21 protein-coding genes and 1 tRNA gene are annotated in these 22,591 nt (G+C 60.8%); 8 read left to right on the top strand and 14 right to left on the bottom strand.

Going from position 1 to position 22,591, the window contains the following annotated elements:
• Positions 1-2: 2 nt before the first annotated feature.
• Positions 3-1,337: an extracellular solute-binding protein gene (locus HJB89_RS09990; protein WP_207583755.1), complete on the bottom strand. Its 1,335-nt coding sequence runs from the start codon at positions 1,335-1,337 to the stop codon at positions 3-5.
• A gap of 174 nt (positions 1,338-1,511) precedes the next feature.
• On the opposite strand from HJB89_RS09990, the gene HJB89_RS09985 reads away from it, so the two are divergent.
• Positions 1,512-2,126: a GNAT family N-acetyltransferase gene (locus HJB89_RS09985; RefSeq protein WP_207583754.1), complete on the top strand. Its 615-nt coding sequence runs from the start codon at positions 1,512-1,514 to the stop codon at positions 2,124-2,126.
• Positions 2,127-2,272: 146 nt separating this feature from the next.
• Here the strand turns inward: HJB89_RS09985 and HJB89_RS09980 are convergent, their stop codons facing one another.
• The gene (locus tag HJB89_RS09980; RefSeq protein WP_221149675.1) at positions 2,273-4,030 is read right to left on the bottom strand and encodes a glycogen debranching protein; all 1,758 of its coding nucleotides are present in this window, start codon (positions 4,028-4,030) and stop codon (positions 2,273-2,275) included.
• A gap of 198 nt (positions 4,031-4,228) precedes the next feature.
• Here HJB89_RS09980 and HJB89_RS09975 point away from each other — a divergent pair, with 198 nt between their 5' ends.
• The 3 genes from HJB89_RS09975 (at position 4,229) to HJB89_RS09965 (ending at position 6,176) form a co-directional block, all read left to right on the top strand.
• Positions 4,229-5,410, top strand: coding sequence for an ROK family transcriptional regulator (locus HJB89_RS09975; protein ID WP_207584285.1), 1,182 nt, complete (start codon positions 4,229-4,231; stop codon positions 5,408-5,410).
• Positions 5,411-5,459: 49 nt separating this feature from the next.
• A complete protein-coding gene (locus HJB89_RS09970) occupies positions 5,460-5,753 on the top strand; it encodes a RodZ family helix-turn-helix domain-containing protein (RefSeq protein WP_207583752.1) in 294 nt (97 codons plus the stop codon).
• Positions 5,754-6,026: 273 nt separating this feature from the next.
• Positions 6,027-6,176 (top strand): hypothetical protein, encoded by a 150-nt coding sequence (locus HJB89_RS09965; RefSeq protein WP_207583751.1) that lies wholly within the window; start codon positions 6,027-6,029, stop codon positions 6,174-6,176.
• Between the two features lie 3 nt (positions 6,177-6,179).
• Here HJB89_RS09965 and HJB89_RS09960 read toward each other — a convergent pair whose 3' ends face one another.
• Positions 6,180-6,392, bottom strand: coding sequence for a hypothetical protein (locus tag HJB89_RS09960; protein ID WP_207583750.1), 213 nt, complete (start codon positions 6,390-6,392; stop codon positions 6,180-6,182).
• Between the two features lie 188 nt (positions 6,393-6,580).
• On the opposite strand from HJB89_RS09960, the gene HJB89_RS09955 reads away from it, so the two are divergent.
• Positions 6,581-6,814, top strand: a complete 234-nt coding sequence (locus tag HJB89_RS09955) for a DUF982 domain-containing protein (RefSeq protein ID WP_207584284.1) — start codon at positions 6,581-6,583, stop codon at positions 6,812-6,814.
• 2 nt (positions 6,815-6,816) lie between these two features.
• Here HJB89_RS09955 and HJB89_RS09950 read toward each other — a convergent pair whose 3' ends face one another.
• The gene (locus HJB89_RS09950) at positions 6,817-7,035 is read right to left on the bottom strand and encodes a hypothetical protein (RefSeq protein WP_207583749.1); all 219 of its coding nucleotides are present in this window, start codon (positions 7,033-7,035) and stop codon (positions 6,817-6,819) included.
• Between the two features lie 559 nt (positions 7,036-7,594).
• On the opposite strand from HJB89_RS09950, the gene HJB89_RS09945 reads away from it, so the two are divergent.
• The gene (locus tag HJB89_RS09945) at positions 7,595-8,227 is read left to right on the top strand and encodes a bifunctional 2-polyprenyl-6-hydroxyphenol methylase/3-demethylubiquinol 3-O-methyltransferase UbiG (RefSeq protein ID WP_207584283.1); all 633 of its coding nucleotides are present in this window, start codon (positions 7,595-7,597) and stop codon (positions 8,225-8,227) included.
• Positions 8,228-8,423: 196 nt separating this feature from the next.
• Here HJB89_RS09945 and HJB89_RS09940 read toward each other — a convergent pair.
• The 7 genes from HJB89_RS09940 to bcsN all read right to left on the bottom strand — a co-directional run bounded on the left by HJB89_RS09940 (position 8,424) and on the right by bcsN (position 18,495).
• Positions 8,424-8,500, bottom strand: a tRNA-Pro gene (locus HJB89_RS09940).
• A 98-nt stretch (positions 8,501-8,598) separates the two neighbouring features.
• Positions 8,599-9,267, bottom strand: a complete 669-nt coding sequence (locus HJB89_RS09935; protein ID WP_221115238.1) for an HAD family hydrolase — start codon at positions 9,265-9,267, stop codon at positions 8,599-8,601.
• Between the two features lie 78 nt (positions 9,268-9,345).
• Positions 9,346-11,730 (bottom strand): cellulose synthase, encoded by a 2,385-nt coding sequence (locus HJB89_RS09930; RefSeq protein ID WP_221149674.1) that lies wholly within the window; start codon positions 11,728-11,730, stop codon positions 9,346-9,348.
• Positions 11,727-12,770, bottom strand: coding sequence for a glycosyl hydrolase family 8 (locus tag HJB89_RS09925; protein WP_221149673.1), 1,044 nt, complete (start codon positions 12,768-12,770; stop codon positions 11,727-11,729). The genes HJB89_RS09930 and HJB89_RS09925 overlap by 4 nt, the downstream gene beginning before the upstream one ends.
• Positions 12,767-15,265, bottom strand: a complete 2,499-nt coding sequence (locus tag HJB89_RS09920) for a cellulose biosynthesis cyclic di-GMP-binding regulatory protein BcsB (protein ID WP_221149671.1) — start codon at positions 15,263-15,265, stop codon at positions 12,767-12,769. Before HJB89_RS09920 ends, HJB89_RS09925 begins: the two co-directional genes overlap by 4 nt.
• Positions 15,262-17,454, bottom strand: coding sequence for a UDP-forming cellulose synthase catalytic subunit (gene bcsA / locus HJB89_RS09915; protein ID WP_207583744.1), 2,193 nt, complete (start codon positions 17,452-17,454; stop codon positions 15,262-15,264). The genes HJB89_RS09920 and bcsA overlap by 4 nt, the downstream gene beginning before the upstream one ends.
• A 57-nt stretch (positions 17,455-17,511) precedes the next feature.
• Positions 17,512-18,495 (bottom strand): cellulose biosynthesis protein BcsN, encoded by a 984-nt coding sequence (gene bcsN / locus HJB89_RS09910; protein ID WP_221149670.1) that lies wholly within the window; start codon positions 18,493-18,495, stop codon positions 17,512-17,514.
• Positions 18,496-18,820: 325 nt separating this feature from the next.
• Here bcsN and HJB89_RS09905 point away from each other — a divergent pair, with 325 nt between their 5' ends.
• Positions 18,821-19,135 carry a DUF1236 domain-containing protein gene (locus HJB89_RS09905; RefSeq protein ID WP_207583742.1) on the top strand — a complete coding sequence of 105 codons (315 nt, stop codon included), beginning with the start codon at positions 18,821-18,823 and terminating at the stop codon, positions 19,133-19,135.
• Positions 19,136-19,222: 87 nt separating this feature from the next.
• Here HJB89_RS09905 and HJB89_RS09900 read toward each other — a convergent pair whose 3' ends face one another.
• Positions 19,223-20,869, bottom strand: a complete 1,647-nt coding sequence (locus HJB89_RS09900; protein ID WP_221149669.1) for an ATP-binding protein — start codon at positions 20,867-20,869, stop codon at positions 19,223-19,225.
• A 268-nt stretch (positions 20,870-21,137) separates the two neighbouring features.
• Between HJB89_RS09900 and HJB89_RS09895 the strand changes: the two genes are divergently transcribed.
• Complete coding sequence (locus HJB89_RS09895; protein ID WP_207583740.1) at positions 21,138-21,485, top strand: response regulator; 348 nt, start codon at positions 21,138-21,140, stop codon at positions 21,483-21,485.
• A 69-nt stretch (positions 21,486-21,554) separates the two neighbouring features.
• Here the strand turns inward: HJB89_RS09895 and HJB89_RS09890 are convergent, their stop codons facing one another.
• Together HJB89_RS09890 and HJB89_RS09885 are read right to left on the bottom strand one after the other, a co-directional pair.
• Positions 21,555-22,094 (bottom strand): MerR family transcriptional regulator, encoded by a 540-nt coding sequence (locus HJB89_RS09890; RefSeq protein WP_207583739.1) that lies wholly within the window; start codon positions 22,092-22,094, stop codon positions 21,555-21,557.
• A 149-nt stretch (positions 22,095-22,243) separates the two neighbouring features.
• A complete protein-coding gene (locus HJB89_RS09885; RefSeq protein WP_003574027.1) occupies positions 22,244-22,582 on the bottom strand; it encodes an integration host factor subunit alpha in 339 nt (112 codons plus the stop codon).
• Between the last annotated feature and the right edge of the window lie 9 nt (positions 22,583-22,591).

Here is a 22,591-nt window from a genome sequence, read left to right as displayed (position 1 = left end):
CCTTATTTCTTATCCTTCAAGTACGCCTGATAATCCTTGTCCATGGCATCGACAAAGGCTTCGGGCGTGATCTTGCCGGACAAGAGAAGTGGCGTGTTGTCGTCTATCGTCTTCAGCATCGTCGGGCTTGACCAATCGGGGTAATGGCCGAGTGCATCGTTGGCATTGAGTGTTTTCCACATCTCGATGCCAGAGGTCAGGAGCGGCGTGAGCTTGGGCTTTGCATCCGCCGGGAGCGATGTTGCGGGAAGGTAGCCGGCATTGGCCCAGCTTTCAGCGGCCTTTTCCGAAACCATGTAGTCGATATACTCGCCGGCCAAGTCCTGCTTTGTCTTGTCTTTGGCAAGGCTCGTTATCGCCCAGGCAAGATCCACGCCTCCGACACTCATGGGCTTGGAAATGCCCTTCGGAGCGGGAATGGCCATGAAGCCGATATCCGGATTGTTTTGCATGTCGCCGAAATACCAGGTCCCGGAGATCAGGAACGCGCCCTGCCCGGAAATGAAGAGCTGGACGGCGTCGTCACCCGAGATGCCCTCGAAACCAGGATAGAAATAGCCTCCCTGTGCCCAACTCTGCACGAGTTTGGCGGATTCGATATTGCCCTTGGTGTTCCAGGAACCGCCCTTGCCGTAAATCAGGTCATCAAGTTCGCCGCGATTGGCCGCGTCGATATGCGCTTGATCGATGGCACCGATCATGTGCAGGGCGAGATGCTGCTTTGCCGAGCCCATCATGAAGGGCGCGACGCCTTTTTCCTTCAGCTTATCAAGATCAGCCAAAAGCTCCTCGAAGGACTGCGGCAGTTTAACGCCTGCGTCGTCGAGGATCTTCTTGTTGTAGTAGAGGCCAACGATCTCGCCGAGACCCGATATGCCGTAGGTCTTGCCGACCCCGAATTTTGGCCCATCCCAGCGGTCTCGAGCAAGCACGGAATCCGACTGCCGCTTATCCCAGCCATATGTCTTGATGTACTCGTCAACCGGCAGGAGCAAACCTTCCTTGATCATCGCGCCCATGTCGCCGGCGCCCTGGTTGACCTTGGTGATGACAGGGCCATCCCCTGCCGAAACCGCAAGCTTCAGCGTCAGCTTCATGTCATCGAAGGTGCGGGCGGTGCGTTTGATCGTTACACCGGGATGGGCGGCTTCGAACTCCTTATTCAGTTGCTCGATAACCGCGCTCTGGCCTTCGAAGGTTTGGTCATCCCACACAGCCAGATCGTCGGCGCGGGCCGCGGAAAGGCCGAAACTCATAAGCGCCGCGCCTGCAAGCGCGACAGCTGCTTTCAATCGGTATGCCGGCAGTATGCTGATCGATTTCACGGTTCTATTCATCTGCTCCACCTCACTTGGTTTATTCTCCACTCCCCATCCGAGCCTTGCGCCTGGCACCGGCCGAACGTTTCCTTCCAGACCTTTGCCGGGCCTGCGAATCTGAGGTAATCGTCAATGCATGAGTCTCTCTCGCGACCTACAATGACAAAGCGCCACGCAGGAGGTGGCAAAGGTATGGACAGCAACTGCTTCATCCGCCCGGCGATTGAAGCGGATGTCGAAGCTCTTTTCGACATCTGCCTGAAAACCGCCAATGGCGGCGAGGATGCCAGCGCGCTTTATAGCGACCCGCATCTGCCCGGTTACATCTGGTCGGTACCCTATCTCAAGTTTGCCAGAGACCTTGCCTTTGTTCTCGTTCAGGGCGACCGGCCGGTCGGCTATGTCGTCGGAGCGGCCGATACCGGCGGGTTCGACAAAGACTTGGCGACACACTGGTGGCCGTTCGTCCGCCGAGAGATCGCCGGACTGACACCCAGCCATCCGCGCGACGCCGATGTGATCGAGCGAATTCAAAATCCGCGAAGCGGAACGACGTGGCTTCAAAACGATTATCCCGCGCATCTTCACATCAACATTCTTCCCGGACTTCAGGCAGGCGGCTGGGGGCGCAGGATGATCAGCACCGAGCTTCAGGCGCTTCGCAATCACGGGGTAAAGGCTGTGCATCTCGGGGTCGATCCAAACAACGAACGCGCCAGAGGTTTCTACCGTCATCTTGGTTTTTCCGAACTCGAACGGGACGGTTCCGTCGCCTTCGCCATGCGGATCGATGAGGGATCCGACTAGAGCATTTCCGTTTTTCTTCGAATCACGAAAATGCTCTAGCTCGTTATTTTCACGCAATTCCCTGGCCAAACCGCGTCGCGCTTTTCCCCGCAAAACCGCTGCACGCTTTTGCTGGAATTGCTTTAGAACCGAGCGAGCCGTCATGCTCATGAGATTGGCTCCGCATTTGCGGCGTCAAGCCCGTATTTTAAAACAACTGCCGCCGGCATGGCACTCCAGCCCTGAAGCAGGGAGCCGCGCCCGTAAGGCGGGGAGAAATATTCCACCGCACCGATCCAGCCATTCTCGAGGCAGGTTTCCCACCAGCGTGTCAGTGCATAGCGCGCACCGCCAAGTCCGTGGCGAAGGCGTTCTTCGGCATAGGCGCCATCCCAATACGGCCAGTCCGAGCCGTTATGGTAGCGGTAGGGAAAAGCCGTCTTGGATCGCAGATCGCTTGGCCGTTTGAATGGCGGATAGGCGCACATCACACCCCAGCTGCCATAGGGCTGCTCCTGATTGTTGCGCGTTTCGAGTCTCGTTTCAAATGCTCTCAGCAAGCCAACCGCCTTCTGCCCGGAAATCGCAGCAAATCGCGACAAGGTCAGGCTGTCGAGAGCCAGATGATCCTCGACAAAAGCGCCAGGCGTTCCATAGTCGACATATCCTCCCGTTGTCGGCACATAGAGCTTGGCTTCGATTTCTTCGCGGGCAAGATTTACGGTCTTGCGTGCGCGTTCGGCAAGCGTCGGATCGAGACTGTCTCCAAGCCTTGCCACCGCGTCCATGGCGCCTACGAAAAGACCCAGATCGTAAGAGACCAGACCCTCACGATAGACGTTGTCCGCCCAGTCTCGGTCGTTGCGCGGCTTCAGCGGCAGAACGCTGCCAGGACCGGCCATGCTGAGATAGCGCTCCACGATTGCCTTGACGATCGGCCAGTGCCGTTGCACCTCGGCTGTATCTTTCGTTGCGCTGAAATAGTCGTCAATGAAAAGAATAAAGAAGAGCGGGCTGTCGAAGTGGTCGCTCCACCAATCTTGCGGACGGTTGTGGTACTCCGGAACCGCCCTCTTGTGGGTTTTGGGATTGGCCTTGCTGTCGGCGACAAAGCGCTGCCAAGCCTCTGACTGCGCAGGCCCGGTCAAGATTACGCCGCTTGGAGCTTCTCCATCCGGCTGGACCCCCTTGGCGAGCAGCCGGATCTCGTCGCGCACCGCCTCCAGCGCAAGCGTCAGAAGAGGCTGCATCGTCCAATAGCCATCGCGGTAATAGGTCCGCGCCGGAGCACTATAGGCCTGCCCTGCGGCAAGACCAGCGAAGGCGCCGTGTTCATCACGTCTGATGCTGGAAAGGGCGGCATGTATCCCCTGGCTGACCATGCTGCGCATCAGCGCGTCGGCGTCGGGCGTCAGATCACAACGTGCAACATATTCAGCGGCTTCCGTAATGATGGCCTGGCTGGTGAGGCTGAGAGCTTTCTCGGCTTCGCCTCTCGATGCGCCGACGGCAATCCGAAGATCCGAGCCGAGAGCGTCCACGATGAGCACACCCCAGCCCATTTCGAAAATCCGCCGATGATCGGTCCGAGTGAGCCTCGCGCTTGCGCCTTGTTCATCCGGCTCATGCCACCAGGCGCAACGGCGCGCCGGATATACACCCTGGAGACGCACGCCTCTGATCAACATCACCGGCAGCGACTGCGCGACGAATACGCCGCCATGTTCGCAGACCATTCGGTTCGGGGCATAGGTATACGGCCCCCCGACGGCAGAAAATCTCACACGCCCCAGACTGCCGGCGCCCCAGAGAGCAAGATCAGCGTATCCATCCGGATGAACATCCGCCTGAAGGCGTGGCGCCATTACAGGCAATAAAACGCCCTCTTCGGCGAAAAGCTGTCCATCAGTCGAGGGCTTTATCATTGGCAATCCCCGCAATTGATCCCAGCCTACAGGTAGCCTTCCGTTTGTCAAGGACGTAGACAAAGAGAGAGCTGTAGTGTACTGGAAACCGGTAGAGATGATCAGATAGAGCTTCAGATCTCGCCTTTCGCGATATTGGAAAGCCAATATCGTGCTAATTAAGTATGTGCTCCGAACTAATTGCAACGAGCTGGCCGGATAGCAATGACCTCTTCTGTCGTACAGACTCCAATCGCACGAAAAATTTCAACCAATGCCGTGATCCGCACCGTGTTGGCCAGCGGGTCGATCTCCCGCGCCGATATTGCCAAGCTGACCGGCTTGTCAAAACAGACGATTTCCGATGTCGTGCGCGACCTTGAAGATGATGGTTGGCTGAAACCGATCGGACAGACCGACGGTCGACCCGGCCGGAATGCGATCATCTATGAAATCAATGCACGAGCAGGACTGGCTGTCTCCATCGATCTCGGTGGCACCAAGATTGCTGCGGCGATCTGCGATCTGTTGGGCAACGTCGTCGCCGAAACCAAAGTGGCCACCGACCCACGGGGCGGAATGCATCTCGTCAATCAGTTCAGCGATGTGATCGTTGAACTGGCGCTTGCTGTCGGAACGACCGCCGACAAGCTCCGTCTCGTCGTTCTGGGCAGTCCCGGCGTGCTCGATCCCGCCACGGGCCATATCAATGTGGCACCGAACATTCCCGGCATCGACGCCATGAATCTGTGGCAGGTCTTCAGCGATAGGATGGGCGTGCCGGTGATCGTCGAAAACGATGTCAACCTGGCGGCGCAAGGGGAGCGATGGCGGGGACACGGTGTCGAGACCGGCAATTTTGCTTTCATCGCTCTCGGAACCGGCGTCGGCATGGGCATTATCGCCAATGGTGCTCTGCTGCGCGGCGCGCGTGGCGCGGCCGGCGAAATCGCCTATCTCCCGATCGGCGGAGACGCTTTCGATCCTGGCGGGTTTACGCTTGGAACATTTGAGAGCGCGGTCGGCAGTGTCGCGATGCTTCGTCGCTACACGGGTTTCGGCGGGCGCAACGCATCCACCGTGGCCGACCTCTTCGCCGCCTTCAATGCGGGAGAGACAAGCGCCGTGGCGGCAATTGAAGAGACGGCAAGGCTGGTCGCAGTCGCCATTGCGGCCATCGGAGCAACGCTTGATCCTGAACTGGTGATCACCGGCGGCAGCATCGGTGCAAGACCCGAACTTGTAAATGCGATCCGGGGTTTCCTGCCGCGTTGCACGCCTTATCCGCCGCGCATCGAAATCAGCCGCTTTGGGAACCGCGCCGCGCTGATGGGAGGAATGGGGGTCGCGGTCGAGCGCATGCACGACGATCTATTTGGTGTAAAATTGAAGGACGCATGATCGGCTCGCGCCACTTGAGAACTACGGTGAATGCGCTAGATTTTGCGGTATGATAACAGCAACACAGATACGTGGCGCGCGGGCGATGATCGGAATGAGTATCGAAGAGCTCGCCGCCGCAAGTGGCTTGCCGATCGAGACCGTAGCGGCGCTGGAAAATGGCGAATTTGCGGGCGAGCCGCACGCGCTGTTTGATGTTCGCAGCACGCTCGAGGCGCAGGGCATCATCTTCCTGTCCAGCGGCAACCAGGATGAAGGCGGCCCCGGCATTCGATTGCGCGCACGTACGTCCAGCGACGACGGTATCCGGCCGGAGAACCTCAACGCCGCCAATGACGATTAGCGCATGGTGCCGAAAACTGCGCGGTTTTCGGACAGCATCGTGTTCTAACTCTTCAATTTAGAATGGGCCTTCAGAATTAGGCCGACGCGGCTTAAAATCGCTATTCTAAAGCGCGTCGCAGTTAACTTGATTCATACGACGCGCTTTAGCTCCTTGTTTTTATGCATGTCGTTATCCGGGAACCGCTGCACACTTCCCGGCGATCTGCATTAATGGAACCAAATAGGCGTTCGGCCGTTTCCGGTGTCCTAAAGGATATTGAGGGGCAGTCAGTTGAACCGCAGCAATGGTCTCTACGTCATCATCGGCGTTCTCGTCGTCGCCGTTATCGGCCTCGGCGCTTATATCTACCGTGAGGAGAGCAAGCCGCAGGGGATCGAGATGAGCATCGGCAAGAACGGTGTCTCGATCGAGCAGAACTGAGCGTCAGAGATAGGTCTTGGCCAGATCGGCGAGCTTGCCGCCGTCCTTGACGCCCTGCCTGTAGAGCTGAATGATGACCGCACCGATCCGCTCGGCTTCGGGCGTCGTCCTGACAAGACCGCGGTCCTCGCAGACCTTGTCGAGCACTTGCGACAGCAGATCGAGATCTTCCGAAAACAACGGTAAATCATGCGGATGGATTGATGATCGCAACATCACGCCGCATTTCCTCCGAGGGCAAACGCATTCACGCTTGCATTGCCGGCCGCCCTCCGCAACCAGCAAAATGATTATGCGCGACGGCTTGAACTTTAGCAACTACGCAAATTTCCACGGAACAAAATCAGGGAACAAATTTTTGCCCCGCGCGTTCGGACCGCGCCAGGAATCAGTGAGTGCAGATATTGAGTGAAATTCGCTTTCCCTCCCCCATCCGGGTCTTTGCCCCAGATAGCAGCCTGATCGTTTCCACCGTCTGGGAAGCCGTCGAATATCTCAAACAATGGCCGAGTAAGCGTGGGCGCCATTATCGCATTGCGCGCCAGCATTGCCTGGATGCACTCGACGGGCTGCGCAGCCCGCGCACAGCACAGGCTTCCTTCATCACTGCGGCGAAGACGGCGGGATTGTTGTTGTGAGATTAGCCGGTGTGGCGGCCAGCGGCGGCGAACTGGGGGTGAATGGAGCCTTCCATGATCACCTTGGCGGTTACCTCGATCACACGCTCCTCGGCAATTTCCGCAAGCGCAAGTGCGACATCGCCCTCCGACCAGCCGGCTTTCACGGCCTCGTCTGTCAGGGCCTGGAACGCACTGGCGAGGGCTTGCCTGCAAGTTAAATTCTGTTTCATATCCGCCATGCGCTCGCATCAGGCTCGTTGTGACAGGGACGCTGTTAATCTACACGTATTTGCACGAATGCGAAGAGCTTTCGTCTTTTTTAAATTCAAATTGGATAATTCGAATTTAACTTGTGTATAATCTTAGCACAATGCAAACTTCAAGCCCCATCTAACTGAGTTATCCCTAAAGAAACCGAATTATTTATTTAGAAATCACAGCCGTTAAGGGTATTTCCTGCATTGTTTACTTTAAATAGCTACAAGGCCGCCGTCGAATTAGCGATTGTTTTTGACCTGCGATGGGACAAGCTGAATTGCGGCACGTTCTCTGCATCTCTTTGCTACCCTGTCGATCAACCGTCCCTGAGACGAAGGCGACCTTGGTCTAACGGCCGATCAACAGCTGGGGATCTGCGTCATGATCGGCACCGCAAATCGACCGGCGGCACCAGCTGCCAGGAGCGCCTTCGGCGCTAATCACGTTAATACCACAACGACACCACACTGCCGTCAAAGTCCGCCGTACGATTGCGTTGCGTATTATTGTGTTGGCGGGCTCACATCTTCAGGAGTTAAAATGTCTATCGAACTAGACGCGACGACCTATGTACACGCCAAGCCGGCGACCGCCCATTCTTACATTTTGCCAGCCGTTGTCGATGTTCTCGAGAACAGTTTCCAGCAGGCAAACGAAACGTCGGTCTTCGACCTCGGCTGTGGTGCCGGCGGTGCTGCAGCCGTGCTTGCGGGAAAGGGTTATGATGTCATCGGTGTCGATCCATCCGAGGACGGAATTGCCAAAGCGAGAACGGCCCACCCCGATCTTCCGCTGGAAATTGGCTCCGGTTACGAAGATCTTTCCAGCCGGTATGGGACCTTCGATGCGGTGATAAGCCTTGAGGTCGTGGAGCACGTTTATGATCCCAAGACTTTCTCGGCCACCATGTACGATCTGGTGAAGCCGGGCGGCATCGCGGTCATGTCGACGCCGTTTCATGGTTACTGGAAAAATCTGGCCTTGGCCGTGAGCGGCAAGATGGATGACCATTTCATGCCTCTCAAGAATCACGGCCATATCAAATTCTGGTCTCCGGAAACGCTGAGCACCCTCCTGCATGAAACAGGTTTCGAAGACGTCGATTTCGAATATGTCGGGAGGATTCCGCTCCTGGCGAAATCGATGATTGCGATCGCTCAGAAACCGCACTGAAGGCCAATCGCAAGCCCCCGCCCCTGCAGGGGCGGCGCACGGGCGGGCAAATAGCATGAACAGATAAAATTTTCGTTGGGGACTTTTTCGGGATTTCCGGTTCCCGTTTCAGCATACTTGCCAACGCTACGTCCCGTTTCCGCCTCTAGCAAGGCGACGAAAATTGACATTGTGACTGGGATTTCAAGGGGATAAATGGTCGGGGCGACAGGACTTGAACCTGCGACCCCTTGACCCCCAGTCAAGTGCGCTACCGGGCTGCGCTACGCCCCGACCTGCCGAAACGGCTTGTTTCGTTTAGTTTTTCAGCGCGTGCAATGCAAGCGGAAAAACCTTGCCCCCAACAAAAAGGAGGCGGTTTGTCGGAATGGTCAGATCGCGGTGAGCGTCAGCCGGCCTTCGGCGGTTTGGCGGGGCTGCCATGCCTGGTAGTTGGCGATCGAAAAATGTGGTGTTTCGAAGGGCGTGGCGTGGGTTTGCGTGATGACGGTGACATCGGCGCCGGCGGCCTCGCCGGCGAGAATGCCGGCGACGGCATCTTCGAAGACCAGGCATCTCGCGGGATCGACGCCGAGGCGGCTGGCGCCAAGCAGATAACCTTCGGGGCTGGGCTTGCCGGATTTGACCTCCTTGCCGCTGACGATGACCCTCGGCATCGGGATGCCGGCGGCCGCCATTCGCCGCCTGGCGAGCTCGATCGGCGCCGAGGTGACGATTGCCCATTTTCCATTGGCGATGGCGGAGAGGAAGCGGATGGCGCCGGGGATCTCGACGATGCCCGAGACATCTTCCATCTCCTCGGCGAGCAGCAGGTCCGCCTCATGGGCCGGATCGACGCCTGGGAGGCCGAGCCCCCGGATAACGTCGGAGGCGCGGATGCCGTGAATCGTCTTCAGCAAAACCTCCGGTTCGAAGCCGTGGCGTCTTGCCCAGTCGCTCCAGACCCGTTCGACGACGGCGATCGAATTCAGCAGCGTTCCGTCCATATCGAAGAGGAAGGCGTCATATGACCTGTCGAGGATGTCACGGAGAGCGGGCACGGGCGTTTCCTTGGGGCGCGGGAGGCCGGGGGCGGGCCCCAAGCAGGCGAGTAGCGGAGAGCGGTGGCGGCGTCAACGTCAGTCGTTGACTTCGGGATGGGTGACGCTGCGAACGTCGGCCAGACCACGGGTGGCGTCGCGGTTGCCGGTCGCGGCGGCGGCTTCGAAGATACGCGTCGCGTCGCCGTACATTTTCAAATTGAAATAGCTGTAGCCGCGCAAGACCATCAGGTCGATGCGCTCCTGCTGCAGCTGGGCGCGCTGATCGAGATAGATGAGGGTTTCGCGATAACGCCCGGCGTCGAAGGCCGAAAGCGCACGGTCGGCGAGGATCGCCACCTGAAGCTCGGCGGCGCGCTGGCGGTTCTGCGGCGCCTTGGTGGCAGCAACGGCGGCATTGCTGGAGAGGCCGGCACGCAGATAGGCAAGGCTCTGGCCATAGGCTGCGTCTTCACGGTCCTTGCGGATCGGGCTCTGCAGTGCGATCTCGAAGGCGGAGATCGCCTCCATCGGTCGGTCGATATCCATCAGGCACCAGCCGCGCGACAGCGCGTTTGCCGGGCTGAGCTGCCCTGCATCTACAGTCGTCGAGCAGCCGCGTGGCTGGCGCGCACCGCGCTCAACGGTCACCGTCTGCATCGCCGGCCTCGCCGTGCGAACGGCGACCTCCGGCCCGGGCTGCTGTGCCGCCGGCCGCTCGGCCGAAAGCGGCTCGGCTGCAGCCGGGCGCTGCGTCGGCTGAACCGGCTGCTGCGGGGCAAGCTTTGCCTGCCCGGGCTGCGTGCCGCCGTTCGGGGTCAGCGACGAGGTGTCTTCGAGATTGGTGATCCGGGTCGACCGGCCGGCCCAGGCATGCTGGATGTCGAGCACGCCCTTGCGGTCGTTCAGCTGGTCGCGGGTGACGACGAGGCCATAGGCGGATGGCTCGTCATCGGGTTTCCAGGCAAGCGCGGTTTCGAACCAGCGTGCGGCGGTCTGGAACTGGTTGAGCGAGCGGGCATACCAGCCGAACTGCTGCGCCGTCGGCACATATTTCCGGGCAATGACCTCGGCGGCGATGCGATGCAGCACATCTTCGGCGAGATCGGCCGGCGGCTGCAACGCGATCAGGTTGGCGGTGGCGGCCAGATAGGTTGCTGTCGCATCATCGGAATCGGCGCGCCAGCGGAACATCACATCCTCGGCCTCCTGAGGCGCCTTGCGGGCGATCAGCGCCAGCGCCAGCCCTTGCGAAGCGGCGGCCGTATCCTCCTTGGCACGGGCGGCGCGGAACCACTTCTCTGCATCGGCATCATTGTTGCGGCGAAGCTGGTGCCAGCCGAGCAGCAGCGCATCCGACGCAAGCCCCTCGGTTCCGGCGAGCTTTTCGACACGGGCGACGTAATCGGGCGCGATGGCGAGCTTCGGATCGTCATTGCCTTCGGCCATGAAGCGTCGGGCGAGATTGTCGCGGATCGCGTCGAACTCCCTGCTGCCGTCGTTCGCAGGGCTTTCGAGCTCGAGCAGCGCCTGCATTGGCTGGTAGGCAAGCAATGTCGAGGCCTTTTCGACGGTCGCCAGCCGTTCGGCCGGATTGGCGCAGCTCTTCAGGATGTAAGTATAGGCGTCCTGGCCGCGCTGCACCCTCTCCGTCTGGACGAAGGCTTCGGCGACACGCCAGAGGACGTCGACCTCGCTGCAGGTGAGCAGGCTCGGGGTTGCCGCAGCGATATCGACCACCGTCGCATATTGCTTGAGGTCGGAAGCGTTGACGAGGCGGGCGCGGCCCTCGGCCACGTCGAGCCGGTCGAGCAGATCGGCCGGCGGCTGCCATCCGGCATCGGTGGCCTGACGGTCGGCGACCGCCTTGCGCAGCTCGGCATAACGGCCATCGGAATAGAGCTGCCACATGGTCTCGAGCTGTTTGTCGCCGTTCTGCGGCACGGCGAGCGGATCGGCCGGCGGAGCCCAAGTCGGATAGAGCGCCTGAAGGCGGGAGATCTCGGCCTGCAGGCGCACCTTGTCGCCGCGGCTGGCGAAATAACGAAGCGCACTTTCATCGACGGCAGGCGGCGACGGCGCGGCGGCCTGCTGCGCCGCCGGCGGCGCGGACACGATGGCGGGCGCGACTGGCGCGAGCTGAACGGCCGGCTGAGGCGTAGCAGGTTGAGGCGTGGCAGGTTGGGGCGCCGCAGGCTGCGGTGCTGCAGGCTGCTGCGCGACGGCATTCGGATCGAGCATATCCGATGCCGATGGCGGCGAAGACGTGATCGCCTCGATCTTGTCGGCGACGAGCTGCGCGTTGAATTCGGAATTGCCGGCAACCTCGGTCGGCTTGATGCGGCCCATCATCATCAGCTCCGGCGCCGGCCTGCCGGCAGAACCAAGGCCGAACCTTTCCTGCAGAGCGGCACGGTCCTTCAGTCCGGTGACGACGGTCGCCACCATCACTGCCGCTGAGACCGCCACGAGAGAAGACTTCACAGACACTCCGGATGCTTCTCCCCGATATAGGCCAGCCCGAGAAGTTGAAGGGTGGACGGATAATAGAGTGCGGGCGCAAACTGCAGCGCCGAACCCGGCAGCTTGGTCCCATCGACAACACAGGCCACAACATCGTTAACAATTCGATAACCGGGGTCCGGCAACACGGTCTTCGGCCGGCCGGTGGTCAGATCGATAGTGGCGGGAACGCCGTCTTGCGACATCCCCTTTTGCAAGCGGATGAGCAGCGCCTTGTCGGGGATGCCGCCACGCGCGAGATAGAGCGGGATGCGGATGGCATTATAGCCGAATTCGGCGTCGAACCCCGCTGCCGGCCGCGGCTTATCGTGCAGGCTCACCCATTCGGCGGGAAGCTTGCGCGGGCCGAACTGCATCGTCTTCAACAGCTCCACGCCGTCGTCCGACAGTTTTTTCCAGGCATCCGACGGAGCGAGCGCGGCCATCACCGGGATGGCCTCATAAATCCAGTAGGACGGGTTGACGACGGGACCGTCGTCACGGTCGCTGCCGGTAAAACCTTCGGTCCCCGGCATCAGCAAGGTGCGACCCTCCGAGCTGGCGACGGTTTCGGCAAGCAGCGCCTGCGCCATACGGGAGGCGGCGAGGATATAGTCTTCACGCTTCCATGCCGTGCCGGCCAGCGCCAGCGCATAGGCGATCAACATGTCGCCGTCCGTGGCATTGTTGGTGTCGGTCACGTGCGGCTTGACGCTCGGATCCCATTTCCAGACCGCCAGCCCGTCGTCGCGCAGCAGCAGCTCGGTGCGGGTAAAATACCAGATCTGCTCGAAATCGGCGGGGCTTGCCGAGAGGTAAGCGAGCAGCAGGCCGTAGCCCTGGCCTTCGCTGTGGCTGACATTGCCATTGCCGTTATCGACGATGCGGCCGGTCGGATCGAGAAACTTCGCCTTGTAGGCCGACCATGCGCCGGCATTGATCATCGCCTGCTGCGCGACGACGGGCGGGCTCGGTGCGAGCGCGACCGTTGCTGCCAGCAGGAGCGCGCGCCACTCTCTCATTTCGACCGGCCCAGTCTTTTGAGCATTCTCGACGTCGTAAGGCCGATCAACAGCAGGAAGATGACCAGCAGGAAGGCGTAGGAGAGGATATTCGTCGATAGCCAGTTGGCGGCGATCAGGCGGTAGTTGGCGATCGACCAGGGCATCGACGGCACAAAATCGAAACGGGTGACAGGCAGCGTCTCGATCTTGCCCGTCTTGCTCGAATAGGTGGTGATGTGGCCTGATATCTGCGGCCAGTTCAGCTGCGTGGTCAGAACCTCGAGCCCTTCACGCAAATCCTTCGCCGACGGCGCCGCCACCACGGTCCATGAGCCCGTTCCCGCGGGGCTGGAGCCCTGGGCAACCAGCAGCGTCGCGACGTTTGGCGGCGTAAAGATTTCCTCGGCGCCGGGCACAAACTGCAGTGAATTGCGGGAGATGTCGAAATTACGCGACAGCCACTCACGAAAGGCCGTGATACGGTTGTGCAGGAGACCGCCGCTGACCTTGGAATTCCACTCCTCGAAGGCCGTGCCGGTATCGACGACGCCCGTCTGCGCGTCCGTCACGGGACGCCAGGAGGCTTGGCTGGCGGTGGAGATATTGGCCTGCGACAGCGCGGTTGCCGGCATTTGCGAGATGGAGCCGATGAAGATGGCATCGCGATCGCCGATCGTATTCGGCGAGGCGACGCTTTCGACAGCGATCGGATGGCCGGCAGTGATCGCCATCTGGCCAAGCAGGGTTGCGGCGGCCGAAAGCGTGTCGGCATCGATGCGGTCGATGAACAGCGGCGTCGGCTCGGTAGCCCGGCCATAGGGATAGGCGGTGCCGGCCATGGCGGCCAGATTCGGCCGCTGACCGACGCGGGCAAAATCCGGAATGTGCAGCTCGGAGGTATCGAACAGGGCAAAGCGCGGATTGGCAGCGGCGGTGGCGCCCGGTGCGCAAGCCGCATCGTCCTTGGTCATCAGGATCGCCTCGATCGCCACTGAATTGAGACCGGGCTTGAAGTGCCGCATCGTCACGCGGATCGGCAGATGACGCAGAATGCCGCCGGTGGTCGTGGTGATCGGCACGGTGGAGGCGATGTTGTCATTGACGTAGATATCGATGTGGCTGCCGGGCAGCACGTTATCGGTATAGGCGGCGTCGAGCAGCACCTTCGCCTCGCCATAGGCATTGGCATAAAAGTCAGCCGGCACGGCGATATTGAAGCTGGTCCGCAACCGCCGGCCGGAGAATTCGGTGGTCTTCACACCGAGCTGAGACAGAGCGATGCTCGTGTCGGAAAAAACCAGCGGCGCGTTCGGCGCGCTCCAGCGCTCGGTGGTCAGCACGTCGCGGCGAACATCTGCGGACCTGTCCGTCGGCGAAACGATGATATCGATCGCCGAGGAAACCGCCTGCCAGGAGGGGCCGCTGATCAGAAGCACCGGCGAGCCGCTGTGCGGATCGGTGACGAAGGCGGCGAGTGCAGCGCTTTCGGCGCCGGGCGGCAGGCCGGGAAAGAGCGGCCGCAGTTCCGCCGCGGTGCCGACGAGCACGCTGAGCTTACCCGGTCCACCGGCCGGAAGCGAAGCGGTGCTGAAGGCAAAGATCTGGTTCGGCATGCTGCTCAGCACCGAGAGGCCCTGCGCCAGCCGTAGCAGCGGCTTGGTGGTTCCCGGCTGCTCCAGCGCCGGGACGACGATATCGAACTCGGTCTTGCCGGCGCCGTCGACACCGATGGCGCGGATCGCGTCGGCGCTCGCCGACTCTGCGGCATCGCTGCCGGCAAAGCTCAGATAGGTTCCGGCCGGATCGACATTCGACCACAATTCATAGGTGGACTGGATGCTGCAATCGGTGCGGTGGCGCTGAGCGGCTTCGAAGGTGACGAGATTGGCGCCCGGCTGCAGCAGACCGGGCGGAACCTCGAAAGTCACTTTCGACGAACCGTCCGCCGAGCCGATGCGCTGCTGGCCGATCGGGCGGTTATTGAGATAGACGGTCAGCGCCGAGGCCTCAGGGGCAACGACGATCGAATTCTGGTAGGCGAAGGTGAAGCTCGCCTTGGCGGCCGCCTGTTCCGGCGTCAGATAGACGGTCCATGACCGCCGGTCATATTCGCCGCCGAGGCCCAGTTTCGAAAAGGGCACGACATAGCGGCGGACATCGCCGGAGCGCGGAGGCAGAGCGGCATTTGCCGCCGCGGCCGGCTGGGGCGCCGGCACCGTCGGCTGCGGCGGAACGGCGAGCGCCGGGGGGACGGGTGCAGGCACAGGAGCAGGAGCAGCCTGGGTTGCGGGTGCCGGTGGTACGGACACCGGTGGCGTGACGGGAACCGGCGCGGCCGCTGCGGGCACGGCCGTTGCCGGCTGGGTCGCTGCCGGCGGGGTCGGCGATGTCAATCTCGGGGTAACGGCGGCACCGGGCGGCCGCTCGCCGGACATGTCGAAGGGTGCCGTCTGCGCCTGGGCGAAGGCGGAGGCATTCAGCAGCAAAAGCGAGGCGGCGACGATCATTCTCATCCGGCGTTGACCTTTGCCGCCTGCTGCTGGGCTTCCCGCTCCGGCCGCATGCTGCGGAAGAAGTAAACGAGGCCGCGGCTCGTCTGGTAGAACGACAGGCCGAGAAACCAGATAGTGCCGCGGATCAGGCCCGGATTGCGGCGGCGCGAGGCCTGAAACTCGGTCCACTGGCCGGAATTGGCAAACATCAGGTCGGCGATCAGGCGATGATCGAGGGCGCTTTTCGGCACGTACTGGCAGCCGACATTGCTGATGTCACCCGACGGCTCGATATTGCGAACGATGAGCGGCAGAGTCTCCAGATCCGCGCCGCTATAGGGCCGGAAGCGGATTTCGCCGACGGCACCGACGAGCATGTCGTCGAGATTCTTGTTGAAGATATGAAGCCTTGCGCCGTGAACGGAGACGTCCTCGATCGAGGCCGTATACCACTTGCCGTTGGCGCCGAATTCGCAGCGCCGGTTGACGCGGACGCGGCGGGATAGGGCGCGCTCGCCGCGCTCCGACACAACACCGAGCGCGCAGCCGGCCATGATCAGGTTGATGAGATTCCAGCCGCCGACGACCAGCGTGACGTCGGCCTTATAGGGCTCGGCGTAAATCCTGTAGATGGTAATGATGAGCGCGACGATCTGCACCGCAAAGATGACGAAAAACGGACGGCTGATCTCCGACAGGCGGCTGACGGCGATCGATTCGTCCTTGGCAGTAACCTTGAAGGTCGGCTTCCTCGGATTGAGCATGACGGAGATGACTGCCGGCAGCAGATGCACGGTCTGGACATATTCGTAGAGTTCCGAAATCCATGGCCAGCGGAACGACCCGTAAAGGTAGTTCTGCATCATCAGATTCACGAGCATATAGGCCAGCGTATAGGCAAGGAACTCGCCGCCGGAGGCGGTGAAGATTTCCAGATCGAAGAACAGATAGAAGAGCGGCGCAAACAGGAAGATCGTCCGCGGGAACGGGAAGAGCCAAAAAAGCGTGGAGGACATGTAGCAGAGGCGCTGCGGGATCGACAGGCCTCGCTTCAGCAGCGGAAAGCGGAAGCGCAGGATCTGCATCATGCCCTGCGCCCAGCGGCTGCGCTGGCCGATGAAGCTCGCGAAAGTGGCCGGCTGCAGGCCGGCGATCAGCGGCTTGTCGACATAGATGCTGTTCCAGCCAGCGCCGTGGAGCGCCAGTGCCGTCTCGCAATCTTCAGTGATGCTGATGCCGGAAAAGCCGTTCTGGGAGTCGAGCGCCCTGCGGCTCAGGACCGCGGCCGAGCCGCAGAAGAAGGCGGCGTTCCATTTATCGAGGCCGCGCTGGATGATGCCGTAGAACATTTCGTTCTCGCTCGGCATCTTGTCGAAGGTGCGCAGGTTGCGTTCCAGCGGATCGGGATTGATGAAGAAGTGCGGGGTCTGGACAAGGAAGAGCTTCGGGTCGTCCTCGAAATAGCCGACGGTCTCGAGCAGGAAATCGCGGGCGGGCGCGTGGTCGGCATCGAAGACGGCGATGAGTTCGCCGGTCGAGTGTTTCATGCCGTTGTTGAGATTGCCGGCCTTGGCGTGCTCGTTTCGGTCGCGCGTGAGATAGCTGACGTCGAGGTCCTCGCACAGCTTCTTCAGCTCGATATGGCGGGCAGCGGCGGCCTGGGCTTCGAGCAGCTTGCCGGAATTGCGCTTCTGCAGGGTGCCGCCATCGTCGAGCAGCCAGACATGCAGCTTCTCGGCCGGATAATCCATGGCCTTGGCGGCAGCCAGCGTGTTTCCGAGAAGCCCAGCATCCTCGTTGTAGGATGGCACAAAGACATCGACATGCGGCAAACGCCCGGGATTGGCGGCACGCGAGGGGCGTGACGGCAGCGGCGTCGCGACGATGAACAGGCTGAGCGCCAGCATGGCAACGCTGTACATTTCGGCAAGATAGAGCAGCAGGCCGGGAATGAAGTTCTCGGGCTGGTTCAGAGGCGGCAGCGTATTGGTGGTGCGCCAGTAGACATAGCGCAGCACGATCGACGTGCCGAAGGCGAGCGCCACCAGGCGCCAGGTCCCCTCACCCTTCAAAATCTTGATCAGCGCCATGACGGTCACGACGGTGATGCTGGTGATCAACTGGGTCTGCAAGTTGACCGGCAGCGTGATCAGCACGATCATGCAGAGCGAAACCACGGCCCAGATGATGACACTGCGGGCTTTGCGCATCGACGTTCCTTCGAAATTGCTCAACCGGCGCACCGTCGGGCGCCCCGGGCATGCTGATTATCTCCGGCAGGCGGCCGTCATGGCCGCGTCGCCTATACAGTCTGGCGACGGCACGGTGACGCCGATCGCCCTTGCAGTTCGTCCAGCTTGTTCGTCCGGCGCGGCTGCCGCATCCGGCGTTACCCTCGCCTGAGGCGCGTCACCCGGCAGCGGCACGCGCGGGCCGATGGGCGCCGGCATCGGTGCGGCGCCTTGCGCCGGTGGCGAAGCGCTGCGGGCCGGAACTGCCCGCGGCCGGCTGACAATGGCAGGCGCCGGCTCATAGCCGATCGGCATCGGGCTGGCGCGATAGCCGCCCTCGTCAGGATAAATCGGCGCGCCGGTGCGTCCGAGCGCAACATCGGCCGGCGGCGGATTGCCGTAAGGGTTCCAGATCACCCCGTCCAAAGTGCCCGATATGGTATAGCCATAGACGATGCCGAGCAGCTGACGTTCGCTGGCGTTCGCATCGCAGAGACGCAGGCGCAGCTGGATCATGCCGAAATTGCGCGCCTGAGTATTGGCGGCCGCACTCGAGCGGATCTGCTGCCAGGCAAAGATGCAGCTGTCGCCGCCACGGCTGCGGCCGGAGGCATAACCGAAGGGTCCATAGGCGTTCTGCAGGAAGGTCGCCGACGTCGCCATCGGCACACCGGGGGCCGAACGCGCCACCTCGCGGCTAATGCCGCTCTCGTTGATCATGCTGTAGCCGGCATTGCCGGTGCCGGGATTGGCCCCGGACGCGCCAAAAAACTGGACATTCAGGAAGTTCTGGCCTGGCACGGAGGATGAGGTAAACAGCGAGATCGTCTGCTCGACGCCATTGCCACGCTTACGCTCGACGACGCTGACGATCGACGGGCCGCCCGGCGGTGGCAGGACCAGCGCCTTTTCAGGCGCCACGGTCTCCGGTCCGGAGGGCTGGCGCACACCGCCCGTCGACGTGCAGCCGGCCATCATGCCCGCCACAGCCACCAGCGATATCGTCTTCCGCAAACGCATGTCTCGAGCCGCCGCAATCGTCTTTCCAGATATCCATTCGCAAGCCGAAACGCGACGGACCTTCGAATCAACGACCAACCGGCCGTTCACAGGGTATAAATCGCCAACATGGTTAACGAAGAGTAAAGAACCCGCCGCAGGTGCCGCTGAACGAACTCGCATTGAACGTGATTCGAACAGCTCAACCGTATGGTGCATAAATTTATTTAGCAACAACTGAATTGCCGAGATTGCGCCTGCTTCCGCACTCGCGAAGGCAACACGGGAACTATGCCGCATGGGCGGCGTTGCGTTGATGTCTCAGGTTGAACAAGGAGAACATTCCATGCGCAAGATCATGCTGGCTGCGGCCGCCATGCTGACCATCGGCTCCGCCGCCTTCGCGCAGAGCACCGTCATCGTCACCGATCCCGCAGCGACCGGCTCCGTCGTGTTGCCGGGCGAGGTGCGCACCTATGTGATGGAGCAAAACACGCCATCCGTCGTCTATGAAGGCGATATCGCCGTCGGTGCGACGCTGCCCGATACGGTGGAAGTGCACACCGTGCCGGATATGGACGGCTACGGCTATACGGTCGTCAATGAGCGGCGTGTCATCGTCGAGCCGAAGACGCACCGTGTGATCCAGGTGCTGGAATAAAGCGATCGGCAATAGTGGTGCGGTTGCCTAGAACAGGATGATTTTAGGCCCGGTGGGCCTAACTTTCGGCATCATACTCTGGCGGCTTCACGTCCGCTCGCCTTCCGTCCTTGCCGGCGCATTCAGGAGTTCGCGGATCTTGTGGGCGAGTTGCTCCAGGCTGAAGGGCTTGGCGAGCAAGGAGACGCCGTGATCGAGCACCCCGTTATGAACGATGGCATTGCGGGTATAGCCCGTTGTGTAGAGTATCCGGATCGCCGGCCATTTTTTCTGGACGATATCGGCCAGCTGGCGTCCGGTCATTTGCGGCATGACGATATCGGTAAAGACCAGGTCGACTTCCCGATTTTCTTCCAGAACGAGAAGCGCTTCCATCCCGCTTGCCGCCTGCAACACGGTGTAACCGAGTTCATGCAGGCTTTCGGCGGTCATGGTGCGGACGTTCTCATCATCCTCCACCACCAGGATCGTATCGTTGACGCTGCCCTGGGGGATAGGCTGGGCGCCGGCCGCAGTCAACCGAGGTTCGGTCGCCCCGACACGACGCGGAAGATAGATCTTCACCGTCGTGCCCCTGTCGATCTCCGAATAGATCTTGATGTGGCCGCCGCTCTGCTTGATGTAGCCGTAAACTTGGCTGAGGCCGAGACCGGTGCCCTTGCCGGGTCCCTTGGTGGTGTAGAACGGATCGAACGCCCGCTCGATTACATCAGGCGACATGCCAGTGCCGGTGTCGGTCATGCTGATCATCACATATTGGCCGGCCTCGACCTCCGAATGCATCCGGGAATATCGCTCATCGAGTTCGGTATTGGCGGTCTCGATCGTCAGATGTCCGCCGCCAGGCATGGCGTCGCGGGCGTTGACGGCAAGGTTCAGAATAGCGTTCTCAAGCTGACTCAGATCGGCAAAACTCGGCCAGAGGCCGCCGGCAAGCACGGTCTCGATCCGGATCTGCTCGCCGAGTGTACGGCGCAGCAGCTCCGACATGCCGCCGACCAGTTTGTTGAGGTCGATCACCTCAGGGGCGAGCGGCTGCTGGCGCGAGAAAGCGAGAAGACGGGCGGTCAGTACCGCGGCCCTCTGGGCGCCGTCTTTGGCATTCTGGATCGAATGCAGCATGCGGGGGTCCTCGCTTCCGGTGAGGCGCCGCTGGGCAAGATCGAGGTTGCCGATGATGATCGCCAGCATGTTGTTGAAATCGTGGGCGACCCCGCCTGTCAGCTGACCGATCGTCTCCATCTTCTGCAGCTGGCGCACCTGCGCCTGAGCGGCTGCGTTTTCTTCCATCTCGTGCCGGAGCTCGGCGGTGCGCTGGACCACCGTGTGTTCGAGGCGCGTGTTGAAACTGTTGAGCTCACTGCGGAGGCGGCTCTGCCGGCCATGCGCGATAATGATCGTCTCCATTAGGCCGATGATGATCGCGGCATTGACGAGATAGGTTGAGAGACCAACCCATTGGCCGGCGCTGACCGGCCAGAAGATATTGTGCGGCTCGACGAAAAACTGCTGAACGATGAAAGCGGCAAGTATGGCCGCGACAAGGCCCGGCCCTGCGCCGCCTATAAAACTCGCCAGCAATATCGCCGGGAGGAAGCTCAAGAAGGGGAAGCCGGAGAGATAGTCGCTGGCGGCAAGCCTCAGAAGAAAAGTCAGGCCAACGAAGGCAACGGCCAGCGGATATGTATAACCCGGCCTATGACGCAGCCAATCCGTGGCACTCAGCAAATCCATTCCAGATCCCTTCTTACAGCGCCGCGCGTCTTTCAGATGCGCAAAGGAGGCTGTAACTCTTTCATTTTCCGCATGATTTTATCTTTGAACCGATTCGGATTTAAGGAATTATGCAGGAGCCGTTGCGCAAACGGCATCCCAGCTTTTACACATCGAATTTCACCCGGCAATATGTTGATTCTCGCACTGCCGGCCACGACACCTTGACGAGCCGTGCAAGGGGTCCACATATTTCCATGCCCAGCAAGGGGAATGGGTGGATGGGAACATGAAAGACATATTCATCGTCGAAGACGACGCGCTGATTGCAATGTTACTTGAGGACATGCTCGCCGATCTCGGCTACCGGGTTTGCGCCAGTGCGCCCGATCTGGAACGGGCGCTGACAACAGCCAGGGAGACGGAGTTCGACGCTGCAATTCTGGATGTCTCGCTTGCAGGGCAGAGTTCGCTGCCGGTTGCAAAACTGCTCGACGAACGCGGCAAACCCTATATCTACGCGACGGGATATGGCGCCGCCCCTGCTGGCAGCAGCCCAAGCACATTGCCCGTACTGCAAAAACCCTTCCAGCTCAGCGAACTCGAACAGGCGATGAAGCGGCTTACCGAAGCCTAATGCATGTCGCCCGGACGTGGGCTGCGGTTCCGGGTTAACGATGCATAAATGCAAAGAGTTGTTTTCTGGTCAGCGCACCTGATCGAGCAGGCGTTTGCATTCCAGCAGGTCGTAGAGCGCTTCCTGCAGCAATGCCCGGTCTTCCTTGCCGACGCTCGACTTGCCAATCGAGACTTCCTGCTCGTCGTCGCCAGCCACAAAGTTGAAGAAGCGGCGGGTAATCGGCGCCTTGGCACGGCCGACAATCTGGTCTTCATCGGCCATGCCGACGCGCGGTTCACCGGCAATAGCCTCCTGGACGCCCGACGCAAGCGCCTCGACGCTGGCAAGATCGCCGTGGCCGACGGATATGACGAACTTGTTGCCGTTGGTCTTCAAAAGCTTCTGCACGCCCTTGATCGTATAGCCATGATCATAGAGCAAATGCCGGATGCCCTTGAGGAGATCCACATCCTCGGGCCGGTAGTAACGACGGCCACCGCCGCGCTTCATCGGCTTTATCTGGGGAAAACGCGTCTCCCAGAAGCGCAGCACATGCTGCGGCAGATCAAGATCGTCTGCGACTTCGCTGATGGTGCGAAAGGCATCGGGGCTCTTGTCCAACGTCATGCTGCTACGCGACCTCGCGGCTCGATCCTACGGCGACTCATCATATTTCAACGGTTTGGCGCCGACAATTCAAGTCATGTGTCGACGTTGCGCACAACGCAGGACAGTGCGGAGAGAAAAAATGCTGTTTAGAAACGGGAAGCAGATGATCAAGAGGCCGGATTCTGCGGCTTCAGCTTGACCTTGCGAGACACATGCGCCTTGAGGATGCGCGTCTTCAGCACGTTCGACGCCTTGAAGGTCATGACCCGACGCGGGGAAATCGGAACCTCTTCGCCAGTCTTCGGGTTGCGGCCGATCCGCTCGTTCTTGTCGCGCACCTGGAAGGTGGCGAAGGAGGAAAGCTTGACGGTTTCACCACGCACGATGGCGTTGCAAACTTCGTCGATGACGGTTTCCACAAGTTCCGCAGATTCGGTCCGGGAAAGCCCGACCTTTCGGAAAACGGATTCCGCCAGGTCTGCTCGCGTCACTGTTTTTCCGGTCATGGTTTCCCC

This window comes from Rhizobium sp. NZLR8 (genome assembly GCF_019685025.1).
Taxonomy (GTDB): Bacteria; Pseudomonadota; Alphaproteobacteria; order Rhizobiales; family Rhizobiaceae; genus Rhizobium.
Note: the sequence above shows the minus strand (reverse complement) of the source record. Positions and strands in the feature narration are given on the sequence as shown.